The following is a 19,440-nucleotide window of genomic DNA, read 5'->3' as shown; positions in this document are numbered from 1 at the left end:
CGATGGACAACGAAGCTTTGATCGATGCCCTGAAGGCTATCGTCGGTGCGAACGCCGTGGTGACGGCCCACGAGGATATGGAGCCTTATCTCCACGAGCCGCGCGGCCTGTTTCACGGAACGACCAGGGCTATCGTGCGCCCCGGCTCGACCGAGGAGGTCGCCGCGGTCATGCGCCTCGCGCAGGAGCACGGCATCGCGGTGGTGCCGCAGGGGGGAAACACCGGCCTGGTCGGCGGCCAGACACCCGAGGCGAACCACCCGGCCATCATCCTGTCGCTGCAGCGCCTCGACAGGATCCGCGAGGTCGACGTTCTGACCGACACGATGACCGTCGATGCGGGCGTCACGCTGCTCAAAGCCCAGGACGCGGCTTCTGCGGTCGACCGGCTCTTTCCGCTCTCGCTCGCCTCCGAAGGCTCCTGCACGATCGGCGGCAATATCGCGACCAATGCCGGCGGCACCGCCGTGCTCGCCTATGGCAATATGCGCGACCTCGTGCTCGGCCTGGAGGTGGTGCTGGCCGACGGGCGTGTCCTCAACGGTCTGGGCAAGCTGCGCAAAGACAATACCGGCTATGACCTGAAGAGCCTTTTCATCGGCTCGGAGGGCACGCTCGGCATCGTCACCGGGGCGGTGCTGAAGCTCTTTCCCCTGCCGCGCCAGCGCGTCACCGTCTTCTGCGGGATGCCCTCGCCGGAGGCGGCCGTTGCGCTGCTCGCGAAGATCAAATCGGAGATCGGCGCGAGCCTCACGACCTTCGAGTTCATGTCGCGTTTCGGCCTGGAGCTCGTTTTGCGCCATGCCCCCGGCACACGCGATCCGCTCGCCGACGCCCATCCCTGGTACGCGCTGATCGAATTGTCCTCGCAGATCGAGGGCGATCTCGACGCGCGGTTCGAACACTGCCTCGGTGCAGCCTTCGAGGAAGGGCTCGTCGCCGATGCAGCACTCGCCGCCTCGCTCGACCAGCGCCAGGACCTCTGGAAGCTGCGGGAGGCCCTGTCGGAGGTTCAGGGGCGCGAGGGCGGTTCCATCAAGCACGACGTTTCCGTGCCGATCGCCGCAATCCCGACGCTGATTTCCGAGGCGAACACGGCGGTGGAGGCGCTCATTCCGGGCGTTCGCCCCGTACCCTTCGGGCATCTCGGCGACGGCAATGTCCATTTCAACTTCAGCCAGCCTGTCGGGGCGGACAAGCAGGCCTTTCTCGACCGCTGGGACGAAGTGAACGCGCTGGTGCACGGCGTCGTGCTCAAGCTCGGCGGGTCGATCTCGGCCGAACATGGCATTGGGCGGCTGAAGCGGGCCGCCTTGCCGAGGGTCAAGGACCCGGTCGCGATGGATCTGATGCGCAGCCTCAAGACCGCGCTCGACCCCAAGAATCTGCTGAATCCCGGGGTAATCCTTTAATAATCCGATCGTTATAGCCGCCCCGATTCGCCAACTGCGTGCATTTTGGCGCGTGTTCCCGCGTCCGCCTGGCACCCCGCGACTAGCCTCGACCTCCCGTAGCCCAGCCTGACCACTGGGCTGCTCAGGAGTTCGCCGGTGAGTAGTTCGCGCGTAAGCATATCGCCCATGAGTATGTTGCGTATCGTCGCGATCGCGGCCTTGACCTGCGCCGGCGCATCGACCGGCGAGGCGGCCCAGTCCACGCCGTCCAAGAAAGTGAGCTGCCGGATGGAGCGCGTCTGTCAGCCCGTCATGCGGCCGGTGCGGGAGGTCGTCAGCAGCTGCGCGATGATATCGCCCGGCAAGGGCTTTCCACCGCGCAAGCTCTGCACCGAGCACCTCGCTCACTCGGAACTCGAAGGCCCGCAGCTCTGCCGATCCACCAGAATCTGCAAGCCACGCTAAGGGCTTAGGTCGAATCTCGAATATCTTGATTCACCGGCGCCACCTCGGCGACATTGATTCCGGATTTGCCGGCAAATCGTTGCAAAAACACGAAGTTCGACGCTCGATCTACGGCTGCTACGGCCTGCTCTACAACCAGCGCTTCCAGCGGAAGAAGAGATAGGGCGCAATAGCGGCGGCCACCATCATCAGGAGCGCCATGGGATAGCCCAGGCGCCAGTTGAGCTCCGGCATGAACTGAAAATTCATGCCGTAGATGGACGCGATCAGCGTCGGCGGCATGAACACCACCGCCATAACCGAGAAGAGCTTGATGATGTTGTTCTGCTCGAGATTGACGAGGCCGAGCGATGCGTCGAGCAGAAATTGGATCTTGTTCGCCTGAAACGTTGCATGCTCTTCGAGCGACTGCAGGTCGCGTAACGTCGTGCGCACCTGCTCGCGCAATTCCTTGGGCGCCTTGGCGGTCCGATAGCTCGCCGAGGTGAACAACAGAACCCGCTCGATCGAGACAAGGCTTTCGCGGCTCATCGAAATCAGCGTGCCGTAGCGTCCGAGCGAACGCAGCGTCTCCTGATAGTCGCTGCGCCGGCGCACGCTGGCAGGTTCCTTCTCGAAGATCTCCTTGGAAATTCGGTCGATCTGGTCGGCCGTACCCTGCAGCACCTCCGCCGCGCGATCGATGACCGTCTCGAAGAGCCCGACGACGATTGCCTCGGCCGTCGGCCCGCAGCCACCGGGCCGGGAGGCGCGATTGGCGAACATGGCGAAGGCCTTCGGCTCGTCATAGCGCACCGTCACGAGCGCATTGTCCTTCAGGATGAAGGTGACACCCGTCATCTGCGGCTCGGCGGCCACGTTGAAGAGAAGGCGCGCCGTCATATAGCGCGCGCCGTGTTCGACATAGAGCAGTTCCGACGGCTCGATATCCTCCATGTCCTCTCGGGTCGGCACCTCGATGCCGAGATATTGCTCGACAAGAGCCTCCTCGCTGTTCGTCGGAGAAACGAGATCAAGCCACAGCGTGCCGGGGACGATGACGTCATCGGGGGAGACGACTTGGCGATCGAGCCGCATGTCCCTGCCGGAAACACGCTCCGGCGGAGCCTTATAGGCAATGAGCATGGCTTCTCCCGACGAGATCCGGTGGACGTGTGGGGCGAGCCGGCGCAGCCGACCGGGCCGCCGCCGTCCAGCATTAGGAGCTTGGGAATGAACCTTCCGTGACCACCGCCGCTGTAGGCGACCGTCGGCGCGCGGTCAACGTGGCACGGCGTCAGTTGCCCAATACCGCCTCGGCGCCGGCCAGTCCCCCTGCCCCGGCCATGACAGTCGCTTCCAGCCCGGCGGCCTCGACTGCAATGGCCTCCGCAAAGAACCGGGTAAGCGCGACCCTCGCGATGGCCTCCTCCGGTTCCGCGGCGAGCGCCGTATCGGCGAGGGCAGCCAGCCCCTGGACGATCGCAAAGAGGCGCAGATAGGGGGTCGCGACCGCCAGCGCATCGTCGAGACGGTCGTTGGCAAGGGAGGTGAGCACCGCGCTGGTCGCGCGGTCGAGGCTCTCGGCGCCACTGCGCAGGCGCGCCGCGGCGTTGCCGAAAGCCGGACTGCCCTCCGTCAGCAGTCGCACCGCCGTGCGACGGATGGCCGCGATGCGCGCGCGCATCGCCGTGCCGCCCGACAGCCCGATCTTGCGGGTGACGAGATCGATGGCCTGGATGCCGTTCGTGCCCTCATAGATCATGGCGATGCGCGCATCGCGCAGATGTTGGGCGGCGCCCGTTTCCTCGATGAAGCCGAGCCCGCCATGCACCTGGATGCCGAGCGAAGCCACCTCGAAACCGACATCCGTGGCAAAGGCCTTGGCCACCGGCGTGAGCAGCGAGGCCGCCTCATTGGCGCGGCGGCGGATATCGGAATCGCTCGCGAGCCGCGCGCGATCGATCTCGATCGCCGTCAGATAGCAGATAGACCGCGCCGCTTCGGTGAGCGCCTTCATGGTCATCAGCATGCGGCGGATATCGGCGTGGCGGATGATGGCCGTGGGCGGGCTGTCCGAGGAGCTATGCGGCAGCCGCCCCTGCCGGCGCTCGCGCGCATAGGCAAGCGCCTGCTGGTAGGCGCGCTCGGCGGCGCCGACGCCCTGGAGTCCGACCGCGAGACGCGCATGGTTCATCATGGTGAACATGCAGGCGAGGCCACGATTCTCCTCGCCGACCAGATAGCCGGTGGCGCCGCCCGCGTCGCCGAAGATCATGGTGCAGGTCGGCGAGCCGTGGATGCCGAGCTTGTGTTCGAGCGAATGGCAGTGGAGATCGTTGCGCGCGCCGAGACTGCCGTCGGCGTTCACCAGGAATTTCGGCACGAGGAACAGGGAAATGCCGCGCGTGCCGGGCGGCGCGTCCGTCAAGCGCGCGAGCACCATATGGACGATGTTCTCGGTGAGATCGTGCTCGCCATAGGTGATGAAGATTTTTTGGCCGCTGATGCGGTATGTGCCGTCGCCGGCGCGCTCGGCGCGTGTCGCCAGCGTGCTCAAGTCTGAGCCCGCCTGCGGCTCCGTCATGTTCATCGTGCCCATCCACTCGCCCGAGACGAGCTTGGGCAGATAGAGCCGCCGCAATTCATCCGTGCCATGGGCGACGAGCGCCTCGACGGCGGCCGCGGTAAGCACCGGGCCGATGGCGAAGGCCATGGAGGCAGCGTTCCAGATCTCAAGGCAGGCAGCCTGCACGATCATCGGCAGGCCCTGCCCTCCCCAGCCCTCCGGCGCTGGCAAGCCGTTCCACCCGGCAGCTGCCCAGGCCGTGTAGGCCTCCTTCCAGCCGGGGGCGGTGACGACGCCGCCATCGACCAGCCGCGCGCCCTGGAGGTCGCCCACACGATTGAGAGGGGCGATCACCTCCTCGGCGAATTTGCCGGCCTCGGCCAGGACGGCTGCGATGTCCTCGGCGGTCAAATCGCCGTAAAGTCCCTCGGCCAAGGCCGCGTCGAGGCCCGCGGCGTGGCGCATGGCGGCGGTGATATCGGCCAATGGCGCGCGATAGATCGTCATGGTGGCGCTACCCCTGCTTGACGGGCGCTCACGCGGGCGCGTAAGCCCCACCCTCATAACACGATAGCCCTTACGATAATGACAGAGCGATCAACGGCGACCCGTGCCGCGACGGAACATTTGCGGCCAGACGAGGTGGGTATGGCGCGCGCTGCCGAGCTCCTGCTCGCCGGCCGGCTCGTCGCCTTCCCCACGGAGACGGTCTATGGCCTCGGCGGTGACGCCACCAACGGCGAAGCGGTCGCGGCCGTCTATGCCGCCAAGGGGCGCCCGGCCTTCAATCCGCTCATCTCCCATGTGAGCGACGTCGCGATGGCGCGCCGGCTCGGTGGCTTCGACCCGATTGCGGAGGCCTTGGCGGAGGCTTTTTGGCCGGGACCGCTGACGCTCGTCGTTGAACAAGCCCCCGGCTGCCCCGTATCGGCGCTCGCCACGGCCGGGCTCACGAGCATCGCCCTGCGGGTTCCCGCCCATCCCGTGGCGCTCGACCTTCTGCGCGACGTCGGGCGGCCGATCGTGGCGCCCTCGGCCAATCGCTCGGGCGGCGTCAGCCCGACGACGGCGGAGCATGTGCTCGCGGATTTGAGCGGCCGCATTGCTGCGGTCGTCGATGGCGGGGCGACGGTGGTCGGGGTGGAATCGACGGTCGTTGCCTGCCTCGGCGGCGTCGCGCGGCTGCTGCGGCCGGGCGGCATCACGCGCGGTGCGATCGAGCGGGTTGTCGGGATGCCGCTCGCCGATGCTCCCGAGAGTGTGCCGGATGCCCCGCAGGGACCGGGCATGCTCGCCTCGCATTATGCGCCGCGGGCGCAGCTCAGAATGGATGCCAGGGAGATAAGACCTGGTGAAGCGGTCTTGCTGTTCGGGAGGGAGCGGCCCGCCGGGATCGACGGGGCCTCGGTTGTGCTCAATCTGAGCGAGGACGGCGATCTCATCGAAGCCGCCGCCAATCTTTTCGCCTATCTGCGCCGGCTCGACATCACCGGCGCGGCGGCAATTGCGGCGACGCCGGTTCCGCAGGAGGAGCTTGGCGAGGCGATCAATGATCGCCTGCGCCGTGCCGCCGCACCGCGGTGATAACGCAACGCGAGTTGATCCTACCTTCATGTGAAGTGATCGCTCGAGGCAGCCGCGTCCCCTCTCCCCGCCTGCGGGGAGAGGTAAACCAGCGCCCGCCGCTGATATGTGAAGCCCTGCCGTTAAGGGGGGTACGGCGGGGTGCTATGCGGCGGCTTTACGCGACTGTAAGTCAGATTTACCGCGCGAGCTTGGCGGCGATGCTCGCCACATGCCGGCCCTGGTAGCGCGCGCCTTCGAGCTCGACGGCGGAAGGCTGGCGGCTGCCGTCGGCACCGGCAATGGTGGAGGCGCCATAGGGCGAGCCGCCCTTGATCTCCTCGAGGCCCATCTGCCCGGCGAAGGCGTAGGGCAGGCCTACGACCACCATGCCGTGGTGCATGAGCGTCGGAATGAAGGTGAGGATGGTCGATTCCTGACCGCCGTGCTGGGTGGCAGACGACGTGAAGACCGAGCCGACCTTGCCGACGAGGGCGCCCTTCATCCACAGGCCGCCCGTCTGGTCGATGAAGGCGCGCATCTGCGAGGCGACGCTGCCATAGCGCGTCGGGGCGCCGAATATGATGGCGTCATATTCGGGGAGTTCGGCCACGGTCGCGATGGGCGCGGCCTGGTCGAGCTTGAAGCCCGCGCCGCGGGCGACCTCTTCCGGCGCCGTTTCGGGCACGCGCTTCACGGCCACCTCGGCTCCCGCCTCGCGCGCGCCTTCGGCCACTGCCTGGGCCATCGTTTCGATATGCCCGTAGGAGGAATAGTAAAGGACGAGAACTTTCGCCATCGATGGAGCTCCGTAACCTGTCGAACCGTGAAGCACGGCTCCCATACCACAGATACGCGCTCATGGGCGCAATGCGAGCGCCATCCTTGCAAGCCAAGGCTTGCAGGGATGCAAACAATAAGTCTTGAGCTAAGCTGGCTGCGGGCGAACCACGGCCTGCTCCTTGATCGGCAGATTGATGGCAGCCGAGGCGATGCCAAGCGCAACCGAGAGCCACCAGACGATCGCGTAGGAACCGTAGCTCTCATAAAGCTCGCCGCCCAGCCACACACCCAGGAAGCCGCCGACCTGATGGGAGAAGAAGGCGAAGCCGAACAGCATCGCCATATAGCGCGTGCCGAACATCAACATAACGAGCGCCGAGGTCGGCGGCACCGTCGAGAGCCAGAGAAAGCCGGTCAGCAGGCCGAAGGTGATCGCCGCCGCCGGCGATGCCGGCAACAGAATGAAAGCCGTCGTGACGACCGAGCGGGCGAGATAGATGATCGAAAGCAGCCAGCGCTTGGGCATGCGCGTCGACAGCCAGCCAGCCGACAGCGAGCCCGCGATATTGGCGAGGCCGATGACGGCGAGCGTCCAGCCACCGACCCAGGCGGGCAGGCCCGTGTCTTCCAGATAAGCCGGAAGATGCACGGTGATGAAGGCAAGCTGGAAGCCGCAGGTGAAGAAGCCGAGCACGAGCAGCACATAGCTCGGGTGGCGAAAGGCTTCCGACAGAGCCTGGCGGATCGACTGCCCGGCTGCCGCACCGACAGCCCCGACCGTGTCCGTGCCGCGGGTGGCAAGGGCCATGGACAACGGCAGGATCGGCAGGAGGCTCGCCGCAAAGATCAGCAGAGTTGCCTGCCAGCCGAAGCTCTCGATGAAGAAATGTCCGAGCGGCGGAAAAAGGAACTGGCCGAAAGACCCGGCCGCCGTTCCCGCGCCGAAGGCCATCGGCCGCCAGCGCTCGGGCAGAAGCTTGCCGAAAGCGCCGAGCACCAGATTGAACGAGCAGCCGGAGAGGCCGAAACCGATGAGCACGCCGGCGCTGAGGTCGAGCATGCCGGGGGTTGCGGCCTGCGTCATGAGAATGAGGCCGGCCATGTAGAGCACAGTGCCCGCACATAGCACCCGCACGACGCCGAAGCGGTCGGCGATGGCGCCGGCGAAGGGCGAGCCGATGCCCCAGAGCAGGTTCTGGATGGCCAGAGCTAGCCCAAAGACATCTCGCCCCCAGCCGTAATCAGTCGACATCGGCAGGAGGAAGAGGCCGGCGGAGGCGCGCGGGCCGAAGGAGATGACGGCGATGATACAGCCCGCCAACACGATCGCCTCAGGCGATAATCGGCGCGGGGACGCGGCGGACAGAGACGGTTGAGCCATGAGCGTTGTCTCGGACTGACCTGGGGAATTCGACCCGTATTATTCGCACCCGCACGAAGCACAGCTATCCCGAGCTGGATTGGGACAGCCTGCGGTCGCCGACCAAAACATACTCTTAGCTGGTCGCATCACCATAATGAATATTCATTGTGCTTCGCATCACCGATCGCGATGCGATAAATGGGGGCCAGAAGTGTTGCCGGTACCTGCACGAGGGGCATGGCTCCAGCGCATCCTCCGCATGCGCGCGATTTGTTTGCCACTGGAAAAGCCCAGGACAGAATGCTACAATCCTTATGCTCGAAATGAGCATAATGCTCGCGACCACGCTTGTAGTCGCATGTTTTTCGTACCTACATATGCTCAAAATGAGCAAAAGGAAACGCCATGACCGGACATCTCGCAACCCGGCTCGACGTCGCCCGGCCCCCCAAGCGGGAGGGGCGGCGCTTCGCGCCGATCGCCGTGCCGGATCTCACCTATACGCCCGAGGTGGAGGCGGAAACCGCCCATCTCTACGAGCGTGTGAAAACGGTGATCCCCCCGGTCGAATGGCCGTTCTTTGCGCCTTACGTGAAGGCCATCAATGCGCTCAAGAAAGAGCGCAACGCCGTCATCCTGGCGCATAACTACCAGACGCCGGAGATCTACAACTGCGTGGCCGACGTCGTCGGCGACAGCCTGCAGCTCGCCAAACTCGCGACCAAGACCGACGCCGACGTGATCGTCCAGGGCGGCGTGCATTTCATGGCCGAGACTTCGAAGCTGCTCAATCCGGACAAGGTCGTCCTCATCCCGGATTCCAGAGCCGGCTGCTCGCTCGCCTCCTCGATCACCGGTGCGGACGTGCGCCTGCTGCGTGAGCGCTATCCCGGCGTGCCGGTCGTCGCCTATGTCAACACCTCCGCAGAGGTGAAGGCCGAGGTCGACATCTGCTGCACCTCGTCGAATGCCGTCCAGGTGGTCGAGAGCCTGGGCGTCGACCGGGTGATCTTCGTGCCGGACCAGTATCTCGCGAAATATGTCGCCGCGCAGACCAAGGTCGAAATCATCGCCTGGAAGGGCGCCTGCGAGGTGCACGAGCGCTTCACCGGCGAGGAGCTGCGCGCCTATCGCCAGGCGGACCCGTCCGTCAGCATCATCGCGCATCCCGAATGCCCGCCGGACGTGATCGCCGAGGCCGACTTCGCCGGCTCCACCGCGCATATGATCGACTGGGTGAAGACCAAGCGCCCGCGCCGGGTCGTCATGGTCACGGAATGCTCGATGGCCGACAATGTGGCGGCGGAAACGCCCGGGGTCGAATTCGTGCGCCCCTGCAATCTCTGCCCGCATATGAAGCGCATCACGCTGCCGAAGATCCTCGACAGCCTGCTCTACATGAAGGAGGAGGTCGTGATCGAGCCCGAGCTCGCCGAGCGCGCCCGCCGCTCCGTGGAGCGGATGGTCAATCTGAAGAGCTGAGTGGGCCCCTACCCTCCCCTCGAGGATGGGCAATCGCGCGTGCGGTGCGTCCCCTCGCCCCGCATGTGGGGAGAGGGACAGGGTGAGGGGGATTTGAAGCCCCTCACCCGGCCGCTTCGCGTCCGACCTCTCCCCGTAAGCGGGGAGAGGTGAACCGGCTCGCCAACACCGGAAAGGCACCTCATGTCCGAGCCCGAGATCGTCATCGTCGGCGGGGGGCTTGCCGGGCTGTTCGCGGCCCTGAAGCTCAGCCCCCTGCCCGTCCTCGTGCTGTCGCCACGCCCGCTCGGCGAGGGTGCCGCCTCGGCCTGGGCGCAGGGCGGCATCGCCGCCGCGATCGCCGAGGGCGACAGTCCGGAGAGCCATGCGGCCGACACGGTTGCGGCCGGTGCGGGCATCGTCGACGAAGCCGCGGCGCTGGCGCTCGCCCGCGAAGCGCCTGAGCGCATCTATGAGCTCCTCGCCTATGGCGTGCCTTTCGACCGCGACCTCGAAGGCAGGCTCGTGCAGTCGCGCGAGGCCGCTCATTCTGCGCGACGCATCGTGCGCGTCGGCGGCGACACCGCTGGCCGCGCCGTGATGCAGGCGCTCATAGCGACCGTGCGCAAGACGCCCTCGATCACCGTCCGCGAGGGCTATGTCGCCGAAGATCTTGCCGTCGCGGACGGCCGCGTCACCGGCGTCTTCGCCCGCGGCGAAGGCGGCGCGGCGGAGCGGCCGGAGTTCTTTCCGGCGCGCGCGACCGTGCTCGCCACCGGCGGCATCGGCCATCTCTACAAGGTCACCACCAATCCCCCCGATGCCAACGGCATCGGCCTCTCACTTGCCGCACGGGCCGGCGCCGTCATCGCCGATACGGAATTCGTGCAGTTCCACCCGACCGGCATCGACATCGGCCGCGATCCCGCGCCGCTCGCGAGCGAGGCGATCCGCGGCGAGGGCGCGACCCTGATCAATGCCGCCGGCGAGCGTTTCATGCTGGCGCTGCACCCGGATGCGGAACTCGCGCCCCGCGACGTCGTCGCGCGCGGCGTCTTCGCCGAGATCGCCGCCGGGCGCGGCGCCTTCATCGATGCGCGCGCCGCCATCGGCACGCATTTCGCCGAGCGCTTCCCGACGGCTGACGCCGCCTGCAAGGCAGCTGGCATCGACCCCGCCGTCACGCCGATCCCGATCGCGCCGGCAGCACATTACCACATGGGCGGCGTGATGACGGACGCGAACGGCCGCACGTCGCTGCCGGGCCTGTGGGCGGCCGGCGAAGTCGCCTCCACCGGCGTGCACGGCGCCAACCGGCTCGCCTCGAACTCGCTGCTCGAGGCCGTCGTCTACGGCGCGCGGGTGGCGGCGGACCTCGCCGGTGCCGATCTCGCGTCCACGCGCCGCGCGCTGCAACCGCCCCGCCCTGCCCTTCCCTTCCTGCCGACAGAGCGCGACCGGGCCGCAATCGCGACCCTGCGCGCGACCATGCAGGGCCATGTCGGCGTCGTCCGCGAACGCGACGGGCTCGTCGGCGCGCTTCACCGGATCGTCGACCTCGGCGCGGCCGCAGAAAGCGCGATGCTCGACCATATGACGACAGCCGCCTTTCTCGTCGCCGGCACCGCGCTTTTGCGCGAGGAAAGCCGCGGCGGCCATTACCGGTCGGATTATCCGACGCCTCAGCCCGCCTTGGCGCGGCGCACGACAACCACGCTCAAAGCGCTCGAGGCGGTCACCGCAGCCGAGCTCGGCGCTCCACAACGGCAGGCGGCGGGAGCATGACCATGCACGATCTTCCCCTCAATCCCCTCCTGGTGCAGGACGCGGTGGCGCGTGCGCTGGCCGAGGATCTCGGCCGCGCCGGCGACATCACCACCATGGCCTGCATTCCAGCGGGCAGACCGGCCGAACTCGTCATCGCCTCGCGTGGCCCCGGCGTGATCGCCGGCCTCAGCCTGGCCGAAGAGGCCTTCCGCCAGATCGACGGGCAAGTGCGCTTCGAGGCAAAGGTTGCCGACGGCGCGAAGGTCGAACGCGGCACCGTCGTGGCGCGGGTGGCGGGGCCTGCCCGCTCCATCCTCTCCGCCGAGCGCGTGGCGCTCAATTTTCTCGGCCGTCTGTCCGGGGTGGCTTCGCTCACCGCCCGCTATGTCGAGCGCGTCGCCCACACCAAGGCGCGGATCGTCGACACGCGGAAAACCACGCCGCTCCTGCGCGCCTTCGAGAAACATGCGGTCCGCTGCGGCGGCGGCATGAACCACCGCTTCGGCCTCGACGATGCCGTGCTGATCAAGGACAACCACATCGCGGTTGCCGGCTCGATCGCCGCCGCGCTCCGCGCCGTCAAGGCGACGGTCGGCCATATGGTGAAGATCGAGATCGAGGTTGACACCCTCGCCCAGCTTGCCGAGGTGATCGACGAGGGCGCCGACGCCGTCCTCCTCGATAATATGGGGCCGGATGTCCTGCGCGAGGCCGTCGCCATGATCGATCGGCGCATGCTGACCGAGGCCTCCGGCGGCATCAATCTCGACACGGTCAAAGCCATCGCGGAAGCGGGCGTCGACATGATCTCGGTCGGTGCCTTGACCCATTCGGCGCCGGTCATGGACCTCGGCCTCGACGTGACCGTGGGGTGACGGACACGAAAGCCCCGCCTTTTCGCGCGCGCGCCGGTGCCATATTGTCGTGCCGATGTAATCCGGCCAAAACGGCATCAGCCGTACGGGGGAGGTAGAACGTGACCATGCGCAAAGGAATTGTCGCTGCTGCAGCGGTGCTCATCGCGGGACTGACGACGGCGCAGGCGGAGACGCCGAGCGTCGCCATCACCGCCATCGTCGATCACCCCGCGCTCAATGCGGTTCGCGACGGGGTGAAAGAGGGGCTCGCCAAAGCCGGCATCAACGCCGACTTCACCTACGAGAGCGCCCAGGGCCAGGCGGCGACCGCCGTGCAGATCGCGCGCCAGTTCGTGGGCCGCAAGCCCTCGGTGATCGTCGCCATCTCCACGCCCTCGGCCCAAGCCGCAGCATCGGCCACGAAGGACATTCCGATCGTCTTCAGCGCGGTGACCGATCCCCTCGGCTCCAAGCTGGTGGCCGATGTGCAGAAGCCCGGCGGCAACGTGACCGGCGTATCGGACCGCTCGCCCGTCACCGATCAGATCGCGCTGGTGACGGAGCTCACGCCAGACGTGAAGCGCCTCGGCGTGCTCTACAATCCGGGCGAGTCGAATTCCGTCGCCTCGCTCGCCGCGATCCGGGAAGCGGCCGCGGCCAAGGGCATCACGGTCGTCGAGGGGCCGGCGACCAAATCGGCCGACGTGCAGACGACCGCGCGCGGGCTCGTCGGCCGGGTGGATGCGCTCTTCGTGCCCACGGACAATACGATCGTCTCGGCCTTCGAGGGCGTGGTCAGCGTCGCCAATGGAGCAAAGCTGCCGCTCTACGCAGCCGATACGGACAGCGTGCCGCGCGGCGCCCTCGCCGCGGTCGGCTTCAACTACCACCAGGTCGGCCTCGAAACCGCGGGGGTCGTCGCGCGGATCCTCAAGGGCGAGAAGCCGAGCGACATTCCGGTGGTCTTCGCGGCGGGCAGCGACCTCGCGGTCAACCGCGCGACGGCGCAGGCGATCGGTGTCACCTTGCCCCAAGCCGTGCTGAAGCGCGCCTCCAAGGTGGTCGACTGATCCCCCATGGTGCGGGCGGAGTGAGGCACGATCATGCCCGTCGGGCGCGAATGGGAGCAGGCCCTGCGCTTTCCTGGGCCGAGAAAAGGCTCTATGTCTCGGCTCCATGTCGATGTTCGCTTTTCTCGGCGCCGTCGAGCTCGGGCTCATCTATGCGCTCGTTGCCCTCGGCGTCTTCCTGTCCTTCCGGGTGCTCGATTTCCCGGACCTGACGGTTGACGGCTCCTTCCCGCTCGGCGCCGCCGTAACGGCGACGCTGATCGTCGGCGGGATCGACCCCTGGAGCGCTACGCTCGCCGCCTTCCTGGCGGGCGCGATGGCCGGCTTCGTCACCGCTTTCGTCTCGGTGCGTTTCGGGGTCCTGCATCTGCTCGCCTCGATCCTCACCATGATCGCGCTGTTCTCGGTCAACCTGCGCGTGATGGGGCGGCCGAACATCGCGATCCTCGGCGAGAACACGATCCTCACTCCCTTCTATGGTCATGGGCTGGAGGATGAGACGGTGCGCCTCCTCGCCGTGCTTGCCATCGTCGTGGCCGTGGGGGCCGCCCTTGCGGTCTTCCTCACCAGCGAGGCGGGGCTTGCCATGCGCGCGACCGGCGCCAACGCGCGGATGGCGCGGGCGCAAGGCGTGGCGACCGGCACCCAGGTGATCGCCGGCGTGATGCTGTCGAACGGGCTCGTCGGTCTCGCCGGCGCCCTTTTTGCACAGACGAACGGCTTTGCGGACGTGACCGCCGGCGTCGGCACCATCGTCGTCGGCCTCGCAGCGGTGATCGTCGGTGAAACGCTGGTGCCGTCGCGGCGCATCCCGGTGATCCTCGCCGCCTGCGTGCTCGGCTCCGTGATCTACCGCATCGCCGTGCAGGCCGCGCTCTCGGCGGATGTGCTCGGCTTGCAGGCCTCCGATCTCAACCTCGCGACGGCCTTGCTGGTGCTCGCTGCGCTGGTGCTGCCGCGCCTTCGGCGAAAGGTCTTCGCGTGATCGCGATCGAGGATCTCTCCGTCGTCTTCAACCGCGGCACGCCTATCGAGCGGCGCGCGCTCAACGGCCTGTCACTGCGCCTGGAGAAGGGCGAGTTCATCGCGGTGATCGGCTCGAACGGGGCCGGAAAGTCGACGCTGCTGGGCGCCATTGCCGGCGATGTGGCGGCAAGCCGTGGACGCATTCTGCTCGACGGCCACGACGTCACCTCCATGCCGGCGGAAGCACGCGCCCGCTATGTGGCGCGCGTGTTCCAGGATCCGCTCGCCGGAAGCTGCAGCGAGCTCTCGATCGCCGACAATCTGGCCCTCGCCATGGCGCGCGGCCGGCGGCGGGGACTGGCCTCGGCGCTGCGGCGCGACCGGCTGGCGCAGATGCGTGATCGCGTGAGCGAGCTCGGCCTCGGGCTCGAGGCGCGGCTCGATCAGCCGATGGGCAGCCTCTCCGGCGGGCAGCGCCAGTCGCTCGCCCTGGTGATGGCGACGCTCGCCCCGTCGAGCATTCTGCTCCTCGACGAGCACACGGCGGCACTCGACCCGCGCAATGCCGAATTCGTCATGGATCTCACCCGCAAGCTCGCCGACCGCTTCGGCCTGACCGTGCTCATGGTGACCCATTCCATGCGCCAGGCGCTCGACATCGGTTCGCGCACGCTGATGCTGCACGAGGGCGCCATCGTGTTCGATGTCGCCGGACCCGAACGGGCGCGCCTCGGCGTCGAGGACCTCCTCGCCGCTTTCCGCCGCGTCCGCAACGAAGACCTCACGGAGGATCGGCTCCTCACCGGCTGACCCGACAGGTGGGACAGCCGAGCCGGACGGCTTTCTCGTGGCACCGTAATGGTTCTGGATCCCGGACACCTCGCTCCGCTCGGTTCCAGGATGACGGCGGTGATTATCGGATCACGTCTGCCCGGGCCGAAGCTTGTAGAAGATGTGCCGGCCGATGACGTCCATCTTCTTCAGGCGCTTTGCCCAAAAGGGCCGCACGTAGTTCGCGTGATAATGCGTCGCGCCGCCGACTTCCGACAGATAGATCTTCCCGTTAAGCACCTGGTCGGCGATCCGCCGGGCGCGGTCCCAGGCGGGCTGCTCGGTGATGCGCAGCGAGCGGCCCTCGCAGGCGAAGGAGAACTGGCAGGCCTTGTAGCGGTTGCGGTTCTGGAACACGACGCCGCAGATCGTCGAGGGATAAAGACCGCTCTTCACGCGGTTCAGCACGACCTGCGCGACGGCCGCCTGCCCATCCTCGGATTCGCTGCGCGCCTCGAAATAGACGGCCTCGGCAAGGCAACGCTCCTCGCTGCCGACGCGGTCTGCCTCGACGAGGCTCGCGTAATCGGGACGCGAGAGTTCCGATTTGGCGACGCTCGATACGCCCTCCTGCGCACCATGTTCGGGGATGCCCAGCAGCGAGACGGGAGCGGCGGCTATCTCCATGGGAACAGCATCGGCCGGCGCCGGCGTCGTCGAGGCCAGCGCGACGGCACGCGGTGCGGCGGGCGTCGAGCCGTCGTCGGCAACCGCCGCCGTGCCGACGCTGGCGAGCGCTTCCGGCGATCGCGGCGCTGTCGCCTGCTCGGTCAAGGTCAGATCCTCCGGCGTCAGCGGCTCGAAGGCGTGCATGGCGTCCGGCGCCGGGATTTCGACCGATCCCGGCATGAAGATCGTCTGTGGCAGGACGCGCTCGCTCTGGGCAAAGACCACATTGAAGGCGACCTGCGCCCCATGGGGCAATTCGAGACCCCGGCGGCTGAGGCTCGGACGCAGCGCAATGAGGGGATCGCCCTTGCTGCTGCGGTCGATGGCCGGATAGCTGCCATGCGCCGGCTTCAGCTCGTCCTTCAACGGCGCTTCGGGCTCTCTCGGCACGAGTTCCTTGGGCGCCTCGAAGGACAAGCTCGCCGTCTGCAGCGCGGCCTGACGTATACCGGGCGGCACGATCATCGGCACGACGAGACGCGGCCGGGCATCGGGTACGATCACAGCGGACTGGTCGATGAGCGCCGCTCGCAGCGGCGAAATCCCGATCTCGGCATTCGGGCTCTGGCCCGCACTCGCCGTGAAAGAGACGAGCACGCCGCCTGCCAATATCCACGGGGCGACCGTGGCGCAGGCCCAGGTCACATTCGACGGCAAAAAGGATCGACGACGCAAACGCAGACGCATACCGGCACAACTATGTCCGAGTTACACCCGGTAGTACTCTACCTGCCCTCCGGTTGTTGCCAAACGGTGACAGGAAAGCAGCACTATCCCTCGGATACCTTTATCGCCGGGTAACGTTGAAAGAGCGTTAAGGGCGGGCTGCAAAGGCGTGCGCAGGGGTTCGTCCCGGAACCGAATGAAGTGAGGTGTCCGGGACCCAGAATCGATGAAGGTCGAGAACGGCAATGCCGGCAGACCCTCGCTTAATGCTTCACGGCATCGACTCTGGATCCCGGACAGCCGCTGCGCGGCTTCCGGGATGACTGCGTCGCAGTTGCGAGAGGGTGACTTCCCTCACCTCTTCGCGCTGAGGGCTGCCTGCGCCGCGGCGAGGCGGGCTATCGGCACGCGATAGGGCGAGCAGGAGACGTAGTCGAGCCCGGCCGTCTCGCAGAAGGCGATAGAGGCGGGGTCGCCGCCATGCTCGCCGCAAATGCCGAGCTTGATGCCGGCACGCGTCGCCCGGCCGCGCTCGACAGCGAGCTGCACGAGCTCGCCCACGCCGTCCACATCGATGGTGACGAAGGGATCGGCCAGCAGGATGCCCTTGGCCGTATAGGTGCCGAGGAAGGAAGCGGCATCGTCGCGCGAGATGCCGAGGGTGGTCTGGGTGAGGTCGTTCGTGCCGAAGGAGAAGAACTCCGCCGTCTCGGCGATCTCGCCGGCTTTGAGCGCCGCTCGCGGCAGCTCGATCATCGTGCCCACCTGGTACTCGACTTTCGTGCCGGTCTCGGTCGCGACCGCCTCGGCCATGGCGACGATGCGCGCCTTGGTCATGTCGAGCTCGGCCTTGGTCATGACGAGCGGCACCATGACTTCCGGCGTCACGGGCTCGCCGCTCGTCTTGGCCGCCTCGACGGCCGCCTCGAAGATGGCACGCGCCTGCATCTCGGCGATTTCCGGGAAAGCCACCGCCAAGCGCACGCCGCGGAAGCCGAGCATAGGGTTGAACTCGTGCAGCTCATGCGCACGCGCCTTGAGTTTGGCGGAGCTGGTGCCGGTCGCCGCCGCCACTTCGGCGATCTCCTCCTCGGTGCGCGGCAGGAACTCGTGCAGCGGCGGGTCGAGCAGGCGGATCGTCACCGGCAGCCCCTGCATGATCGTGAAGAGCTCGACGAAATCGGCCCGCTGCATGGGCAGGAGCTTGGCGAGCGCCGCTCGGCGGCCGACCTCATCGTCGGCGAGGATCATCTCGCGCACGGCGAGGATGCGCTCGCCGTTGAAGAACATGTGCTCCGTGCGGCAGAGCCCGATGCCCTCGGCGCCGAAGGTGCGGGCGGTGCGCGCATCGAGCGGCGTCTCGGCATTGGCGCGCACCTTCATGCGCCGCACCTTGTCGGCCCAGCCCATGAGGGTGGCAAATTCGCCGGAGAGCTCCGGCTCCAGCATCTTGACGCGGCCGGCGAGCACCTGGCCGGTGCCGCCGTCGATGGTGATGACCTCGCCGCGCTTCAGCGTGACGCCCGCCGCCGACATCGTGCCCGCGGCGTGGTCGACGCGCAGGCTGCCGGCGCCCGACACGCAGGGCTTGCCCATGCCGCGCGCCACGACCGCGGCATGGGACGTCATGCCGCCGCGGGTCGTCAGGATGCCTTCGGCGGCATGCATGCCGTGGATATCCTCGGGGCTCGTTTCGACGCGCACGAGAATGACCTTGCGGCCGGCCTTCTTGGCCTCCTCCGCCTCCTCCGACGTGAAGACGATCTCACCGGACGCCGCGCCGGGCGAGGCCGGGAGGCCGGAGGCGATGAGCTTGCGCTCGGCCTTCGGATCGATGGTCGGGTGCAGCAACTGGTCGAGCGCGGCGGGCTCGACGCGCATCACCGCCTCTTCCTCGCTGATCACCCCTTCGGCCGCGAGCTCCACCGCGATGCGGAGCGCGGCCTTGGCCGTGCGCTTGCCGTTACGCGTCTGCAGCATCCACAACTTGCCGTTCTCGATGGTGAATTCGAGATCCTGCATGTCGCGGTAATGCTTCTCGAGCAGGCCGTAGATACGCACGAGCTCGGCATAGGCCTCGGGCATCTCCTTCTCGAGCGAGGGCTTGGTGGAGCCGGACGCGATGCGCGCGGCCTCCGTGATGTCCTGCGGGGTGCGAATGCCGGCGACCACATCCTCGCCCTGGGCATTGATGAGGAACTCGCCGTAGAGCGCCCTCTCGCCGGTCGAGGGATTGCGCGTGAAGGCAACGCCCGTGGCGGAAGTATCGCCCATATTGCCGAAGACCATGGACTGCACGTTGACGGCCGTGCCCCAGCTTGCGGGGATGCCGTGCAGCTCACGGTATTTGATGGCGCGGGCATTCATCCAGGAGCCGAAGACGGCGCCGACCGCCCCCCAGAGCTGCTCCTGCGGATCCTGCGGGAAGGGTTTTCCCAACTCCTTCTGGACGATCTCCTTGTAGCGCGAAACGAGCACGCGCCAATCGTCGGCGGAAAGGTCGGTATCGAGGTCGAGGCCCTTGCGCTCCTTATAGGCTTCCAGCGCCTCCTCGAAGTGATGATGGGCAACGCCGAGCACCACGTCGGAATACATGGTGATGAAGCGGCGGTAGCTGTCCCAGGCGAAGCGCGCATCGCCCGCCGACCGGGCAACGGCCTCGACGGTCGTGTCGTTGAGGCCGAGATTGAGCACCGTGTCCATCATGCCGGGCATGGAGGCGCGGGCGCCGGAGCGCACGGAGACGAGGAGCGGATTGGCCTGGTCGCCGAAGGTCTTGCCTGTCAGCCCGCCGATATGGGCGAGCGCGGCACTGACCTGGTCGGCGAAATCGGGCGGATAGCTTTTCTTGTTCTCGTAGAAATAGGTGCAGACCTCGGTGGTGATGGTGAAGCCGGGGGGCACCGGCAGGCCCAGATTGGACATTTCCGCGAGGTTGGCGCCCTTGCCGCCGAGCAGGTTCTTCATGCCCGCCTCGCCCTCGGCCTTGCCGTCACCGAAGGTGTAAACCCATTTCGCCATCGTTATCGTCCGCCTC

At 67.1% G+C, this 19,440-nt stretch carries 15 protein-coding genes; 9 read left to right on the top strand and 6 right to left on the bottom strand.

Annotated features, from left to right (window positions below; all coding sequences use genetic code 11):
• The first annotated feature begins 2 nt into the window (after positions 1 to 2).
• Both ACFQU1_RS20010 and ACFQU1_RS20005 read left to right on the top strand, forming a co-directional pair.
• Entirely contained in the window at positions 3 to 1,412 is a 1,410-nt protein-coding gene (locus ACFQU1_RS20010; protein ID WP_378135953.1) for an FAD-binding oxidoreductase, read from the top strand.
• A gap of 168 nt (positions 1,413 to 1,580) precedes the next feature.
• Positions 1,581 to 1,859 (top strand): hypothetical protein, encoded by a 279-nt coding sequence (locus tag ACFQU1_RS20005; RefSeq protein ID WP_378135951.1) that lies wholly within the window; start codon positions 1,581 to 1,583, stop codon positions 1,857 to 1,859.
• A gap of 129 nt (positions 1,860 to 1,988) precedes the next feature.
• On the opposite strand, the gene corA is transcribed toward ACFQU1_RS20005, so the two are convergent.
• Entirely contained in the window at positions 1,989 to 2,984 is a 996-nt protein-coding gene (corA, locus tag ACFQU1_RS20000; RefSeq protein WP_378135949.1) for a magnesium/cobalt transporter CorA, read from the bottom strand.
• Between the two features lie 151 nt (positions 2,985 to 3,135).
• Entirely contained in the window at positions 3,136 to 4,914 is a 1,779-nt protein-coding gene (locus ACFQU1_RS19995) for an acyl-CoA dehydrogenase (RefSeq protein WP_378135947.1), read from the bottom strand.
• A gap of 78 nt (positions 4,915 to 4,992) precedes the next feature.
• Here ACFQU1_RS19995 and ACFQU1_RS19990 point away from each other — a divergent pair, with 78 nt between their 5' ends.
• Positions 4,993 to 5,991, top strand: a complete 999-nt coding sequence (locus ACFQU1_RS19990) for an L-threonylcarbamoyladenylate synthase (protein ID WP_378135945.1) — start codon at positions 4,993 to 4,995, stop codon at positions 5,989 to 5,991.
• 178 nt (positions 5,992 to 6,169) lie between these two features.
• Here ACFQU1_RS19990 and wrbA read toward each other — a convergent pair whose 3' ends face one another.
• Positions 6,170 to 6,769 (bottom strand): NAD(P)H:quinone oxidoreductase, encoded by a 600-nt coding sequence (gene wrbA, locus ACFQU1_RS19985; protein WP_378135942.1) that lies wholly within the window; start codon positions 6,767 to 6,769, stop codon positions 6,170 to 6,172.
• Between the two features lie 129 nt (positions 6,770 to 6,898).
• Positions 6,899 to 8,134: an MFS transporter gene (locus ACFQU1_RS19980; RefSeq protein WP_378135940.1), complete on the bottom strand. Its 1,236-nt coding sequence runs from the start codon at positions 8,132 to 8,134 to the stop codon at positions 6,899 to 6,901.
• 387 nt (positions 8,135 to 8,521) lie between these two features.
• On the opposite strand from ACFQU1_RS19980, the gene nadA reads away from it, so the two are divergent.
• From nadA to ACFQU1_RS19950, 6 genes are all read left to right on the top strand, one after another.
• Entirely contained in the window at positions 8,522 to 9,598 is a 1,077-nt protein-coding gene (nadA, locus tag ACFQU1_RS19975; protein WP_378135938.1) for a quinolinate synthase NadA, read from the top strand.
• A gap of 183 nt (positions 9,599 to 9,781) precedes the next feature.
• Positions 9,782 to 11,362: an L-aspartate oxidase gene (locus ACFQU1_RS19970; RefSeq protein ID WP_378135936.1), complete on the top strand. Its 1,581-nt coding sequence runs from the start codon at positions 9,782 to 9,784 to the stop codon at positions 11,360 to 11,362.
• Between the two features lie 2 nt (positions 11,363 to 11,364).
• On the top strand, positions 11,365 to 12,219 hold the full coding sequence (nadC, locus tag ACFQU1_RS19965; protein ID WP_378135934.1) for a carboxylating nicotinate-nucleotide diphosphorylase: 855 nt from the start codon (positions 11,365 to 11,367) through the stop codon (positions 12,217 to 12,219).
• A gap of 107 nt (positions 12,220 to 12,326) precedes the next feature.
• Positions 12,327 to 13,271, top strand: coding sequence for an ABC transporter substrate-binding protein (locus tag ACFQU1_RS19960; protein ID WP_378136787.1), 945 nt, complete (start codon positions 12,327 to 12,329; stop codon positions 13,269 to 13,271).
• A gap of 106 nt (positions 13,272 to 13,377) precedes the next feature.
• Positions 13,378 to 14,256, top strand: a complete 879-nt coding sequence (locus tag ACFQU1_RS19955) for an ABC transporter permease (RefSeq protein ID WP_378135931.1) — start codon at positions 13,378 to 13,380, stop codon at positions 14,254 to 14,256.
• Positions 14,253 to 15,047 carry an ABC transporter ATP-binding protein gene (locus ACFQU1_RS19950; RefSeq protein ID WP_378135929.1) on the top strand — a complete coding sequence of 265 codons (795 nt, stop codon included), beginning with the start codon at positions 14,253 to 14,255 and terminating at the stop codon, positions 15,045 to 15,047. The genes ACFQU1_RS19955 and ACFQU1_RS19950 overlap by 4 nt, the downstream gene beginning before the upstream one ends.
• A gap of 111 nt (positions 15,048 to 15,158) precedes the next feature.
• On the opposite strand, the gene ACFQU1_RS19945 is transcribed toward ACFQU1_RS19950, so the two are convergent.
• Entirely contained in the window at positions 15,159 to 16,394 is a 1,236-nt protein-coding gene (locus ACFQU1_RS19945) for a cell wall hydrolase (RefSeq protein ID WP_378135927.1), read from the bottom strand.
• A gap of 363 nt (positions 16,395 to 16,757) precedes the next feature.
• A complete protein-coding gene (ppdK, locus tag ACFQU1_RS19940) occupies positions 16,758 to 19,424 on the bottom strand; it encodes a pyruvate, phosphate dikinase (protein WP_378135925.1) in 2,667 nt (888 codons plus the stop codon).
• Between the last annotated feature and the right edge of the window lie 16 nt (positions 19,425 to 19,440).

Origin of the sequence: Chelatococcus sp. GCM10030263, assembly GCF_042666455.1 — a bacterium.
Classification (GTDB): Bacteria; Pseudomonadota; Alphaproteobacteria; order Rhizobiales; family Beijerinckiaceae; genus Chelatococcus.
This window is presented reverse-complemented; position numbering and strand designations above follow the sequence as displayed.